Source organism: Pseudomonas salmasensis (assembly GCF_014268375.2).
Lineage (GTDB): Bacteria > Pseudomonadota > Gammaproteobacteria > Pseudomonadales > Pseudomonadaceae > Aquipseudomonas > Aquipseudomonas salmasensis.
This window is the reverse complement of the sequence record NZ_CP077083.1, coordinates 5,692,651-5,706,552: the sequence shown is the minus strand read 5'-3', so window position 1 is coordinate 5,706,552 and position 13,902 is coordinate 5,692,651. Positions and strand designations below refer to the sequence as shown.

The window sequence follows — 13,902 nt, the reverse complement described above, 5'->3', positions numbered from 1 at the left end:
CTTGCAGGCCCTACAAAAAATTGTGCTGGATACATTGCTCACGCAGCGAACCGAGTGATTGCTGAATGCCACGACCAACGTCTAGAATGCGAAACATTATCAATTAAGCCTGCTGCGCCAGGATGACCATGTCGAGCGATCACCCACTGGACCCTGCTGCCATCGGCCAGCTATACCAAGCCCACCATTCATGGCTGCGAGGCTGGTTGAGCCGGCGCACGGGTTGCCATGAGCGCGCCGCTGACCTCGCGCAGGACACCTTCGTGCGCCTGCTCAACGCGCGTCAGCAACAGACTTTGCAGCAGCCGCGCGCGTATCTGAGCAGCATCGCACGTAGCTTGATGATCGACCAATACCGGCGCCGCGAGCTGGAACGCGCCTACCTGGAAAGCCTGGCGCACTTTGCGCAAATGGAGGTGCCGAGCGAGGAAACACGGCGGCTGATCCTCGACAGCCTGGAGCGCATTGACCGTCTGCTCGACCAGCTCAAGCCGAGGGTACGCGAGGCGTTCCTGTTGGCCCAATTGGACGGCCTGACCTGCCCGCAGATCGCCTTGCGCCTGGGCGTGTCCAAGGCAACGGTGGAACGCGACCTGTCCAAGGCGCTGCACGCCTGTTACCGGTTGCGCTATGCCGACTCCTGACTCGCGCCTGGTCGACCAGGCCATCCAGTGGATGATCAAGCTGCGCTACAACACCGCCGACGACGCCAGCACCGCGGCCTTTGAACAGTGGCTGCACACCAGCGAGGCGCATCAACAGGCCTGGCATCGGGTCGCCACCCTGAATGACGATTTCAACCACTTGCCAGCGCATGTCAGTCGCCATGCACTCGACGGCGCACGCCAGCACATCAGCCGTCGTGAAGGCCTGAAAATGCTCGGGCTGTTTGCCGGCGCCGCAGGTTTAGCCTGGCTGGGCCGCGACTACACGCCCCTGCCCGCCTTAATGGCGGACTACCGCACCGCCACCGGCGAGCGGCGCTGGGTAGCATTGGAGGATGGCAGCAAAGTCCAGCTCAACAGCGCCAGCGCCGTCGACATTACCTCCAGCGCCAAACAACGTCTGGTGAACCTGCGCCAGGGTGAAATTTTGATCAATACCGGGGCCGACCACAGTCCGCTATGGGTGCATACCCGCGATGGTTATCTACGCGCTCTCGGCACGCGCTTACTGGTGCGCGAAGAACCCCAAGGCACTCTGCTAGCCGTGCAGCGGGGGGCGGTGGCGGTGTTTGCCGACAGCCATGACGGCGCTGCACGCCAAGTGATCAAGCCGGGCGAACAGGTGATGTTCAATCGTAGCGGCATTCGCCCGTCCCCCAACAACGGCCTGGACCCTTGGGCCTGGAGTGACGGCGTGATCAGCGCCCACAACATGCGCCTGGACGACTTCCTGGCCGAGCTGGGCCGCTATCGCGATGGGTTGCTGCGTTGCAGCGAAGCCGTGGCGGGGCTGCGGGTGTCGGGCACTTACCAACTGGACGACACCGACCAGGTGCTCAAGTTGGTGGCGCAATCGTTGGCAATCGATGTGACCTACCGTAGCCGTTACTGGGTGACCGTTTCCGCGCGCGTGTGACAGGCCAAAAATAAATGAGGTGAATTCTCATTGCCATTCGACCTGTAAGGAAAGGCCGATCAACAGGCCCGTGTTGTCCACTTCCTTCAGGAGCATCCCGCGGTCATGCAAGCGTTCCCCTCCCTGCGTTCACCTCTCAGGCACGCCATCAAGGCGACCCTCCTCGGCGCCTGCCTGGCGGCCACTGCCCTTCCGTATACCGCCGGTGCCCAGCCAACCGGCGGCGAACGCCAGACGCGCACCTGGAATATCGCCCCCGGCCCACTGGCCGGCGCCCTCGATCAATTTGCACGGCAGGCCGGTATCAGCGTGTCGTATGACGCAGGCAGCGTAGCCGGCAAAAGCAGTGCTGGGCTGAGCGGTACCCTGGAGCCACAACAGGCCCTGAGCCGACTGCTTCAAGGCCAGGGCTTGCAGGCTCAGAGCCAGGGCCCGAACGCTTGGTTACTGTTACCTCAACAGGCCGACAGCTCGACCCTGAACCTGGGCGCCACCACCATCACCGGTGATCGTTTGGGCGCCACCACCGAAGGCAGCGGCTCCTACACCACCGGCGCCGTGACCATCGGCAAGGGCGAACACAGCCTGCGACGCACGCCGCAATCGGTGAGTGTGATGACCCGCAAGCTGATGGATGACCAGAACATCACCACCATCGACCAATTGCTGGAGCGCACCCCAGGCATCACCAGCTACGAATCGCCCATGGGCGGCAAGTATTTTTACTCCCGGGGCTTCAAGATGCTCGGCCAGTACCAGTTCGATGGTGTACCACTGGACATCGGCAAGGACTACATACAAGCCGACAGTTTCAGCGCGAACATGGCGATTTATGACCGTGTGGAAGTGCTTAAAGGCGCTGCCGGAATGCTCAAGGGCGCCGGCACTGCCAGTGGTGCGGTGAACTTCGTGCGCAAGCGGCCCCAGGACAAGCCCACCACCAGCCTTGGTCTGTCGGCGGGCACCTGGGATAACTATCACGCCGAATTCGACACCGGCGGCCCATTGAACGACAGCGGCACGGTGCGCGGCCGCGCGGCGGTGAGCCAACAGAACCGTGGCTCTTACATGGACCTTGCCAAGCGCCAGGACCAGGCGTTTTACGCGGCCCTGGACATGGATGTCCGCCCTGACACTACCCTGGGCTTCGGAGCCAGCTATGAGGATGTCGACTCCACGCCGTGCTGGAGCGGCCTGCCGCGTTATCGCGACGGCAAAAGCCTCGGCCTGAGCCGCTCCACCTGCCTGGGCCAGGCCTGGAACGATTGGCAAAGCCAGCGCACCACGCTGTTCGCCGATCTGACCCATCACTTCAACGACGACTGGAAGCTCAAAGTCAGCGCCGTACACAGCCGCAACCTGCAAGACATCAAGTACGCCGCCAGCGAGAGCACCGTGGACTATGGCAACCCGGCCCCCACGCTCACCAGCTACGCAGCCTTGCTGGACTACGATCACAAAGACTACGGCCTGGACGCCTACATCGACGGTCAATTTGAAGCCTTTGGCCTGCAACATGAGTTGATCCTCGGCGCCAATGGCAGCCGTGGCACTCAGGACGATGTCTATGCGATCCGCAACCTGCCCCAGCGCCAAAGCGTCTTCAACCCCAACCACCACTTCCCGGAACCTGCCGACGACACCTTCTGGCCCAACATGTACCGTGGCGGCACGGTCAAGGAAACCGCCACCCAATACGGTGCCTACGCCACCTTGCGCCTGCGTCTGGCCGAACCTTTGATGCTGGTTCTGGGCAGTCGCGTCAGTTGGTATGAAAACCGCCGTGAGTCCTTGAACCTGGCCTGGGGCGAGTGGACCGATCAGGATGCACGCACCAAGGAAACCGGGGTGGTCACGCCGTTCGCCGCGCTGATCTACGACCTCAATGACAACCTTTCGGTGTACGCCAGCTACGCCGATATCTTCCAGCCACAAAGCTCCTACGCTACGGTCAGCGGTTCGGCCCTCAAGCCGAAAATGGGTGAGAACTATGAGTTGGGCATCAAGGGCGAATGGTTTGACGGGCGCCTGAACAGCTCCCTGGCGCTGTTTCGCGCCATCGAAAAAAACGCCGCCCAAACCGACTTCATCACCCGCTGCGGCAGTTCCTCCGACGGCTACTGCTACACCGATACGGGCAAGGTTCGCGCCCAAGGGGTCGAGGCCGAGCTGAGCGGCGAATTGCTTGAACGCCTGCAAGTGTTTGGCGGCTACACCTACACGCAAACCAAGAACCTGAAGAACATCGACAGCGCAGCCGAAGGCGCGGTGTCCAACACCTACGTACCCCGGCATATGCTGCGTTTGTGGGGCGACTACCAGTTGGACGGTGCGCTGTCGAAATGGACCGTCGGCGCAGGCGTCAACGCCCAAAGCAGCAACTACCGATTGCAAAACATCAAACTGGAACAGGCCGGCTACGCCTTGTGGAATGCGCGCCTGGCGTATCAGGTGGACGACACCTGGACGGTGGCGCTCAACGGTAACAACCTGTTCGATAAAAACTACTACCAGACCGTGGGCACCACAGGCTGGGGCAACCTTTACGGAGAGCCACGTAACCTCACACTGAGCCTCAAAGGCAACTTCTAAGCCTGCACATTCCTCCTGTAGGAGCGAGCTTGCTCGCGAAAAACGCACAGACGCCGCGTGTACCCAGGAAGCACGCGTTATCGTTGACGTCTTTCGCGAGCAAGAACTAGGCGTCCCCCTCGCTCCTACAAAAAAAGCCTCATCCCTCCCCCTGCAAAAGCTTTTCGCCGCTGGCAGGCAAATCCCTAGGTTTGTTCCTACACTCCAAAAAGCCATCATCGATTCTCGATTATTCTGAAATACCCACCCGGCACGTCAACAAACCGTCATATCATGGAGACCTTGAGAGGAGCATCGAAGAAAACGGACAAAAAGCCAAATCATTGACACAAATCCTCAAAGGAGCCACTATTTAGCCATCACCCAGTAAATGCCTGCGTCTAGACAGCCATTACGGATTACCCAGCAACAGAAGTCGTTCGATTTGCACCACTTGTAATGCATACCTGCCTTATGGATGAGCAAACGAATAGGAACGTTCTGGTGGTGTATTGAGGATCTGATGTATGCGCGGTAAATCGTCCGTTGATAGCCTGTTTTTGACTCGCACCGGTTTCGTTGAGTTTTTTGTCGTTTTTGTAAAACTGCTCCACGGGCTGACCGCAATCTCGCCGGCGATCATCCTGCTGTACTACCCGGACCCAGTCGCTGAACATATGCGCACTCACTATCTGGGCCTGCTGGCGTTCTTTGCGATCCTGACCATTATCTTGTTCCAGGCCCTGGGGGTTTACTCCGATGACCTGTTCAGCAATCGCCTGCGTTTTCGGGTGATGATGGTGGCCTGGGTATCTGCATTTTGCATCCTGTTGTTCATGTACCAGATCCTGCTCCTGTTTCCGCAATTGAGCCCACGCAACCTGGCGTTCTGGTTTTGCGCGAGCCTGATGCTGTTTGGCGTGGAGCGCATACTGATGCTGCGCCTGTACCGCCATTTGATGGACAACGGCAAATTCCTCCAGCGCACCGTGATCCTGGGCTTTACCGACACGGCCGTGCATGTGGCTGAACACCTGTCGCGCAACAGTGATATCCGTTCCGGCCTGATCGGTTTTATCGACGACCGTACCGAGCGCATTCCCAAGGAGTTGAGCCGCCTGCCGTTGCTGGGCAATACCCGCGACCTGGAAAAGCTGATCCGCTCCGAACAGGTCAACCAGGTGATGATCACCCTGCCCTGGGCCGCCGAGCAGCGCATCAACGGGTTGGTCAAGCGCCTGCGGCAGATGTCGGTGAACGTCATGCTGGTGCCGGACATGGCCGCCCTGCGCTACGGCCATAACCGCATCACTGATGTGGGCGGCATCCTGATGTTCAACACCTCGCAGTTGCCGCTGCGGGGCTGGTCGCCCTTTATCAAGCGTTGCGAAGACCTGCTGCTGGCCAGCATCGGCCTGCTGCTGCTGTCGCCGGTGATGCTGGTGACCGCCATCGCGATCAAACTCGATTCCAAAGGCCCGGTGCTATTTCGCCAGAAGCGCTATGGCTACAACGACAACCTAATCCGCGTGTTCAAGTTCCGCTCGATGTACGTCGAGCAGACCGACCTCAACGCCGAGCACCAGACCACACGCCAGGACCCGCGCATCACTCGGGTCGGCAGGATCATCCGCAAGACCAGCATCGATGAGCTGCCCCAACTGTTCAACGTGCTGCTGGGCAATATGTCGATGGTAGGCCCGCGCCCTCACGCCACGGCCACCAAGGCCGCGGGGATTCCTTTCGAGGAAGCGGTCAGCGAATACAGTTCGCGCCATCGCGTCAAGCCGGGCATCACCGGTTGGGCGCAGATCAATGGTTATCGCGGCGAGACCGACACGTTGTTCAAGATTCAAAAACGGGTCGAATACGACCTGGAATACATCGCCAAATGGTCCGTATGGCTTGACCTCTACATCGTTTTCATGACGGTCCCGGCCGTTCTTTCCACCAAGGAAGTCTATTGATGAACCCACTTAACGGATTGATTCCCTGCATCATCTCCGGTGGTTCGGGTACGCGGCTATGGCCGGTTTCGCGGCAGAACATGCCCAAGCCCTTCATGCGCATGCGCGACGACCAGAGCCTGCTGCAGAAGACCTTCCTGCGGGCCAGTCACTTGCCGGGCGTCGACAGCATCCTGACCGTGACCAACCGCGACCAGCTGTTTCGCACCCTCGACGACTACCGCGCGGTGAACACCCAGCGCCTGGGCCTCGACCTGCTGCTGGAGCCGTTTGGCCGCAACACCGCCGCCGCCATCGCCGTGGCTGCGTTGCATGTGCAGGAGCATTTTGGCGCAGACGCGCAGTTGCTGGTGATGCCCGCCGATCATCTGGTGCTGGATGAAAGCGCCTTTGCCCAGGCGGTAGAAAAAGCCCGCGCCTTGGCCGAGGCCGGTTACCTGGTGACCTTTGGCATCCAGCCTGACCGTGCCGAAACCGGCTTTGGCTATATCGAACAAGGGCCGGCACTGGGCGCAGGTTTTCGGGTACAGCGCTTTGTCGAAAAGCCCGACCAGGCCACCGCCCAAGGCTACCTGGACGGCGGCAAGCACCTGTGGAATGCCGGCATGTTCTGCTTCAAGGCCGCCACCCTGCTGGAAGAATTGGCCAGCCACGCCCCGGCGGTTCTGGAAGCGGCCAAGGCTGCGCTGGAGCACAGCCAGAGCCTGCAAAACAGCAGCAGCCGCCAGCGCGAACTGAGCCCGGAAGGTTTCGGCACCGCGCCGGATATCTCCATCGATGTGGCGCTGATGGAAAAATCCGCCCAGGTTGCGGTCGTGCCCTGCGACATTGGCTGGAGCGATATCGGCTCCTGGGAAGCCCTGCGCCAACTCACGCCCAGTGACGACAATGGCAACCAGATCAATGGAGAGGCCATCCTGCACGACGTGCATAACTGCTACATCGACTCGCCCAAGCGGGTACTCGGTGCAGTGGGCGTGCGTGACCTGATCATCGTCGACACCCCCGATGCCCTGTTGATCGCCGACGCCCATCGCAGCCAGGACGTGCGCTATATCGTGGCCGAACTCAAGCGCCAGAATCACCCGGCGTTCAGCCTGCATCGCACCGTCACCCGGCCCTGGGGCACCTACACGGTGCTGGAGGAAAGCACGCGGTTCAAAATCAAGCGCATCGTGGTCAAGCCCAAAGGTTCGCTGTCCCTGCAAATGCACCATCACCGCAGCGAGCATTGGGTGGTGGTCAGCGGCGCGGCGATGATCACCAATGGCGAGCGCGAAATCCTGCTCAACATGAACGAGTCCACCTACATTCCCGCCGGGCACAAACATCGCCTGACCAACCCCGGCATCATCGACCTGGTGATGATCGAGGTGCAGAGCGGTGAGTACCTGGGTGAAGACGACATCGTGCGCTATGACGACATCTACGGCCGCGCGCCGGTTGAAGTGAAGCCCTGATGCGTACGTCATTGATCATCCCCACCCGCAACGCGGCCAGCCACCTGGACCGCCTGTTGCCAGCGCTGCGCATGCAGACGTTGCAGCCGGATGAAATGCTGGTGGTCGACAGCGCATCGAGCGATGACACCGTGGCGCGCTTTCGCGAATTCGGCGCGCGCGTGGAGGTGATTGACGCCCGTGATTTCAACCACGGCGGTACCCGGCGCTGGGCCAGCGAGCACGTAGGCGGCGACGCCTTGATCGTGATGACCCAGGACGCGATCCCCGCCAACGCCGAGACCTTTGCCAACCTGATCAGCGAGCTGCAACTGGAGCCGCTCAATGGCGTGGCCTACGGCCGGCAACTGCCGCACCCCGGTGCCGGCGTGCTCGGCGCGCAGTCGCGGCACTTCAACTACCCGGCGGCCAGCCGCACCAAGCGCCTGGACGATGCAGCGCAACTGGGCATCAAGACCTGCTTCAGCTCCGACTCGTTTTCGGTGTACCGGCGCAGCGCCCTGAGCGCGGTGGGCGGTTTCCCCCAGGATGTGATTGGCAGTGAAGACGCCTATGTGGCCGCGCGCATGCTGCTGGCCGGTTACCAGGTGCGCTATGCCGCGAGTGCGCAGGTTTATCACTCCCACGATTACCGCTTGCTGGAAGAGTTTCGCCGCTACTTCGATATCGGTGTGTTCTACGGCCGCGAGCCGTGGATTCGCCAGGCGTTTGGCGACGCCGGCGGCGAAGGCAAACGTTATGTGCTGGCCGAACTGCACGCATTGCGCGAGGCCAACGCGCTGTACCGCGCCCCCGAAGTGGTGGTGCGCAGTGCCTTTAAATTGCTGGGCTATCGCCTCGGCCACCTTGAACGCCACCTGCCCAACGCGCTTAAACGGCGCCTGGGCATGTTTTCCACCTACTGGACTTGAGCCGTCATGAAGACTATCAACCGACGTTTCCGTCTTACCCTGCTCGGCCTCTTGAGTGCCTCAATCTGGCTGGCTGGTTGTTCGACCCCCGCGCGGGTGCCGCTTCCTGATAACGACACGCTCAAGGCCGGCCATCAAGCGGCGCTGACCCTGGCCGACCTGCCGCCCCCGCAGGTGCTGATCCAGAGCGGCGACTCGCTGCGGATCGTGCGTGATGCCCAAGAGCCGGCGGCGGCCGATGACATGACGATATTCGTGGTGCGCCCTGACGGTGTGATCTCGGTGCCCAACATTGGCCGGGTCAAGGCAGCCTTGCGCACGCCCGAAGACCTGGGCAAGGAAATCACCGAGAAGTACAAGCGCATCTACCGCGAACCTGCGGTGACGGTGAACATCGCCAGCGCACCGAGCAACAAGGTGTTTATCGGCGGTGCGGTGTCCAACCCGGCGTTTTTCGACCTGGCCGGCAACGTCAGCGTCGAGCAGGCGCTGCTCAGCTCCGGTGGTGTATTGCCCTCGGCGGATGCCTCCAACGTGGCCTTGCTGCGCACCGGCCCCGATGGCAAGTACAGGACGTACTTCATCAGCCTGGAAAGCATGTTGACCAACCCCAATCACCCGCGGGTGGCGTTGCAGCGCGGCGATTTGATCTTTGTGCCGCAGTCGGGCATCGGCGCGACGGTGGAGGCTGTGGATATGTACTTCACGCGGCTGTTTCCGATCAACAAGGGGATTGGCGTGGGCTTTAACTACGACCTCAACGATAGCGGCGTGAAGAACAGCGGGAACACGACCACCAACATCGAAAAAATCAATATTCCTGGGGTGCCATAGCAATGGAACGCGTCTCTGGTAACTCGATGTATGCGCCTGCTACGTATCTTCATCTCCTCATCAATGGAGTGATCCTGTGATCGAAATCCGCTCTCTTCGCGACCTGCTGCGGCTGTTTTTCATCTACCGCCGCGAATTCAAACTGGCCGTGCTCACCACGATCGTCATCGCCGTGCTCGGTGCCTTCCTGCTGCCGGCTCGCTACGAGTCGGACGCGCGCTTGCTGGTCAAGCCGGGGCGGGACAACACCACCTTGCCGATCGAGGCCGCCAACCGCCAGACGCTGATTGCCCCGAGCACCCAGCACGACCCGATTGTCGACGAAGAAAAAATGCTCACGGGCCGGCCCATCGTGCATATCGTCGCCGAGCGCTATATGGCAATGACCGCCGAGCCGCCGCACGGCTTCTGGAAGGTCACCAAGTTCTACATCAAAAAGGGCGTGGGCGAAGTCATCAATGGCATTCGTAGTGTGCTGCAGTTCGTCGGCCTTGCCGAGAAACAAAGCCCGCTGGAGCGCTTGGCGACCTCACTGGAGAAGAACTTCACCGCTGGCCACGAGCCGGGTTCTTCGGTGATCGAGATTTCCTTCACCTGGGACGACCCGGCGGTGGCGCAAAAAATCGTCGAGACATGGGTCAACGCCTACCTTGAAGAACGCGCGCGGATTCTCGGGCGCAAGAGCCTGCACACCTTCTATGAAACCGAACGCGCCAAGGTGGCGGAGAATATCCAGAGCCTGAAGGACCAGTTGCAAGGCCGCTTGAAGCAGATCGACTCGATCAGTGTCGATGCGCGCCTGAAGAACCTGACCAACCAGATCGACCGCGTCACCGACGCCAAGGTCAGCGCCCAGAACCAGATCTCGGGGATTCGCAGCCTGCTGGCCAACGCCAGCCAGCAGATCAAGAGCCAGCCGGCAGACGTGGTCACGATGCGCGAAACCAGCCTCAACCCCACTCAGCTTGACCTCAAGCGCCAGCTCAATGCGCTGCAAGTGGAGCGGGCTCGGCTGTTGCGCACCTACCTGCCGGGTACCCCGCAGGTTAATCAGATCGAGCAGAACATCCGCGACATGGAAGCCCTCAGCGCCCAGGAAGCCACCCGCCTGGAACGCTCGCAGAACACCGCGCCTAACAGCCTGGTGATCAACGTCAAACAGCAAATGATCGACGCCCAGTTGCAAGAGCGCAAACTGGCCGGGGAAATCGAGAACTACGACAAGACCCTTACCGAATTGCGCGCCCAGCGTGACCAGGCGATGACCGATGAACCGCAACTCAACACCCTGAGCCAACAACTGCGCACCGCCGAAAAAAGCTATGCCTTGTACTCGGACAATCTTGAACAGGCGCGAATCGACCACGAACTGGACAACAGCCAGATCAGCAACATCGCCCTGATCGAACATGCCACCCTCAACCCGGCACGCGTGTTTCCCAAGAGCCTGCTGATGCTGTTGTTCGCTATTCCCGCTGGCGTGGCCGTGGGCTTGCTGACCATCTATGTGCTGTACCTGCTGGACCAGCGCATCCACGATGGCACACGGTTGCAGGAGATGTTCCATGTACCGCTGTGGAGCAGCATTCCCGATGTGCAAGACGCAACGCCGGCAGCCGTCACCGCCAGCCTTTATCGCTTGTACAGCCTGCTGCCCTTGGATCGCATTGCCACCCAAGGTTTTGCCCTGGGCCTGACCTCGGCGCGCCATGGCGAGGGTGTGACCTTTATCGCCTCGCAACTCAAGCGCCTGCTGGAAGAGCGTGGTCACCGCGTTTCGGTCGATGGGGCGAGCGCGCCAACGCCGGGTGAGGTGTTGCTGCTGGACGCCTCGGCGCTGTCCTCCAACCCGCAGGCCTTCCTGACACTGCGCCGTGCCGACCAGATCGTGCTGGTGATCGAAGCCCGCACCAGCACCGTACCGACGATCGAAAATGCCGTGTCGCTGCTAACCACCGCGTTCGGCAAAGTCGACGGCATGATCCTCAACCGCCGTCGCTTCGAAGTGCCGGCCAAGGTGCTGGCGCGGCTCAACAGCTGGCGCGGGGCGGCCTGATGCGTATCGCATTGCTGGCGCCGCTGCCACCGGAGCAGACCGGGATCGCCGATTACGCCGCGCACTTGCGCAACGCGTTGATCGAACAGGGCCTGGAGGTGGTGACCCCGCTCGCCGGCTGCCTGGAATTGCCTGAACAGTTGAAGCGCCTGCAGGCCTTTGACTGGCGCGGCGTGGACCTGGTGCATGCAGAACTTGGGGGTGGACGCTTCGGTGAGTTCCAGGCGCTGGAGTACCTGCGCCGGGCGCAACCGCACCTGCCGTTAACCGCCACGGTGCATGACCCGGAGCGCCTGATCTGGCGCCGGGCCAAGCTGTTTTTCCCTTTGACCCTGCTTGAACGCCTGCCCCACCCGCTGCCCCAGGCGGCGGCGCTGCTGGCCGACCCGTTGACCTTGCACGAAGAACGGCGCCTGGCCAAAGGCATGCGCCGCCTGATCACCCTCACCCGCTTGGGCGGCGACTGCCTGCGCCAGCGCATGGGCCTGCGCCCGGAACAGGTGGCGGTGATTGCCCATGGCAACCTGCCCATCGCGCCCCAGGCGTTGCCGCCACTGGCGCCACTGCGCCTGTTGTATTTCGGCTTTATCTACCGTGGCAAGGGCATTGAAGACCTGCTCCAGGCCCTGGCCCAGTCACTGGCCGCCCACCCGCAATGCCGAGGCCAGGTACGCCTGACCCTGGCCGGTGGCACCGCGCCGGAAATGACGTTTGACCCCGCCGGCAACTACCTCGATGGCCTGCGCGAGCAGATCAGCGCCCTGCATCTTGAGGATGTGGTGGACTGGCAACTGGACCTGCCATCGGCGCAGATCCCTTCTACGATCCAGGCACACCATGTGATGGTGCTGCCCTATCGCGAATCGAAAAAACTCAGCTTCCTGGGGCAGATGCGTGGCACCAGTGGCGCGCTGTCGTGGGCCAATGCATGCGGGCGCGGGGTGATCACCTCCAACGCCCGCGCCTTTGCCGAAGAGGTGGCCGGCGGTAATGGCATCACCTATCAGCAGGGCGATACAGCGTCCTTGAGCAACGCCTTGAGCCGCTTGATCCTCGACCCGCAACAGGCACAGCAATGGGCCGCACGGGCAGGAGAAATCGGCCACCAACGCCAGTGGGCCAACACGGCCCAGCGGTTTGCTGAATTATTTCGGGTTGCTTGTGAGGAGCCGTTGCGATGAACCTGTCATCCGTTCGCCCACTGTGGCGCTACCTGCCGCTGGTGCTGTCAATCGCCGTCGGTAGCGCCCTGCTGTTGAGTGAAAAAGTCGATGCGCAGCCGGTGAACCTGGCCCCGGAGCGCACCGTAGTCTGGAAGGATTTTCTCGGCGTGAACGCCCACTTTCTGTGGTTCACACCCGAGCAGTACCACAAGCAGATCAAGCAGTATAAAAAGCTCGGATTGCAATGGGTGCGGGTCGACCTGCACTGGGATCGCCTGGAACCCAAGGAAGACGATTATCAGCTCGGCACCTTCGATGAACTGGACCGCACCCTGACCGCTGAAAAACTGCGTTCGGTGTTTTACCTGGTGGGGTCGGCGCCCTTTATCACCACCGCCCCCAAGGGCGTGCCGTTCCAAGACCAGTATCAACCGCGGGACGCCAACATCTATGCCATGCGCCTGGCCGTCCTGGCCAAGCGTTACCCGAATATCGATGCCTGGCAGGTGTGGAATGAACAGAACCTGCCGAACAACTGGCGCCCCAAAGTCAACGCCAAGGAATACGCGCAGTTGTTGTTGGCCAGTCACAAGGCCTTGAACATTGCAGCGCCGGACAAACTGCAGGTCATGGGTGGCATGGCGTATTACAGCCAGATGCCGCCGCGCGGCAAAACCCTGATGTTTGAAGCGCTCGGCGCGCTGGGGGTGCAAAGCCTAGGCATGGTCGCGGCTTATCACCCCTATTCGATGACTCCGGAAACCGATGAGCCGGGCAAGAACGAAGTGCTGCTGCGCGGCGATCAACTCAATTCGATGCTGCACGGTGCCGGGATCAAGCAGGTGTGGGCCACTGAATGGGGCTGGTCCAGCTATGCCGGGCCCAAGGAAATGCAGGACCTGATCGGTATCGACGGGCAGGCCGATTACACCTTACGCCGCCTGGCGTTGATGGCGTCCCAGGACTACCAGAAGATCTTCCTGTTCGCGCTGTCCGACCTCGACCAACGCGCCTCGCCACGCGACCAGCATTACGGCCTGTTGAACCTTGATGGCGAACCCAAGCCGGTGTACACCGCCCTCGCCCGCTTCCTGGAGATCACCGGCCCCACGCTTAAACCCGGCAACACGCCGCAGTTGCAGGATGTACCGGATAGCTTCTACAGCGTGGCCTGGACCCGCCCTGACGGCAAGCACCTGCTGATGTATTGGAGTGCCAAAGGCAGCAGCATCAGCCTGCCCGGCATCAAACGCGCAGAACTGCTGGACCCGCTGACCGGCGCCCGGCAAACCCTGAGCGACGACAACGGTATTCGCCCCGTGGTGAAGCCGAGCTTGCAGATATTGGTGTGGTAGCCCC

General features: G+C 61.3%; 10 protein-coding genes. All 10 read left to right on the top strand.

Features of this window, described 5'->3' with window-relative positions:
* Positions 1 to 128: 128 nt before the first annotated feature.
* The 10 genes from HU731_RS25715 (at position 129) to HU731_RS25670 (ending at position 13,898) form a co-directional block, all read left to right on the top strand.
* Positions 129 to 644 (top strand): sigma-70 family RNA polymerase sigma factor, encoded by a 516-nt coding sequence (locus HU731_RS25715; RefSeq protein WP_003190219.1) that lies wholly within the window; start codon positions 129 to 131, stop codon positions 642 to 644.
* Positions 631 to 1,581 (top strand): FecR domain-containing protein, encoded by a 951-nt coding sequence (locus HU731_RS25710; protein WP_186608774.1) that lies wholly within the window; start codon positions 631 to 633, stop codon positions 1,579 to 1,581. Before HU731_RS25715 ends, HU731_RS25710 begins: the two co-directional genes overlap by 14 nt.
* Positions 1,582 to 1,686: 105 nt before the next feature.
* On the top strand, positions 1,687 to 4,173 hold the full coding sequence (locus HU731_RS25705; protein ID WP_186608775.1) for a TonB-dependent siderophore receptor: 2,487 nt from the start codon (positions 1,687 to 1,689) through the stop codon (positions 4,171 to 4,173).
* Positions 4,174 to 4,679: 506 nt separating this feature from the next.
* A complete protein-coding gene (locus HU731_RS25700) occupies positions 4,680 to 6,119 on the top strand; it encodes an undecaprenyl-phosphate glucose phosphotransferase (protein WP_186608776.1) in 1,440 nt (479 codons plus the stop codon).
* Positions 6,119 to 7,579, top strand: a complete 1,461-nt coding sequence (locus HU731_RS25695) for a mannose-1-phosphate guanylyltransferase/mannose-6-phosphate isomerase (protein WP_186608777.1) — start codon at positions 6,119 to 6,121, stop codon at positions 7,577 to 7,579. The genes HU731_RS25700 and HU731_RS25695 overlap by 1 nt, the downstream gene beginning before the upstream one ends.
* Positions 7,579 to 8,490: a glycosyltransferase family 2 protein gene (locus HU731_RS25690; RefSeq protein WP_186608778.1), complete on the top strand. Its 912-nt coding sequence runs from the start codon at positions 7,579 to 7,581 to the stop codon at positions 8,488 to 8,490. Before HU731_RS25695 ends, HU731_RS25690 begins: the two co-directional genes overlap by 1 nt.
* 6 nt (positions 8,491 to 8,496) lie before the next feature.
* Positions 8,497 to 9,324: a polysaccharide biosynthesis/export family protein gene (locus HU731_RS25685; protein WP_186608779.1), complete on the top strand. Its 828-nt coding sequence runs from the start codon at positions 8,497 to 8,499 to the stop codon at positions 9,322 to 9,324.
* Positions 9,325 to 9,400: 76 nt separating this feature from the next.
* Positions 9,401 to 11,380, top strand: a complete 1,980-nt coding sequence (locus HU731_RS25680) for a GumC family protein (RefSeq protein WP_186608780.1) — start codon at positions 9,401 to 9,403, stop codon at positions 11,378 to 11,380.
* Positions 11,380 to 12,561: a glycosyltransferase gene (locus HU731_RS25675; protein ID WP_186608781.1), complete on the top strand. Its 1,182-nt coding sequence runs from the start codon at positions 11,380 to 11,382 to the stop codon at positions 12,559 to 12,561. The genes HU731_RS25680 and HU731_RS25675 overlap by 1 nt, the downstream gene beginning before the upstream one ends.
* The gene (locus HU731_RS25670) at positions 12,558 to 13,898 is read left to right on the top strand and encodes a glycoside hydrolase 5 family protein (RefSeq protein ID WP_186608782.1); all 1,341 of its coding nucleotides are present in this window, start codon (positions 12,558 to 12,560) and stop codon (positions 13,896 to 13,898) included. The genes HU731_RS25675 and HU731_RS25670 overlap by 4 nt, the downstream gene beginning before the upstream one ends.
* The last annotated feature ends 4 nt before the right edge of the window (positions 13,899 to 13,902 follow it).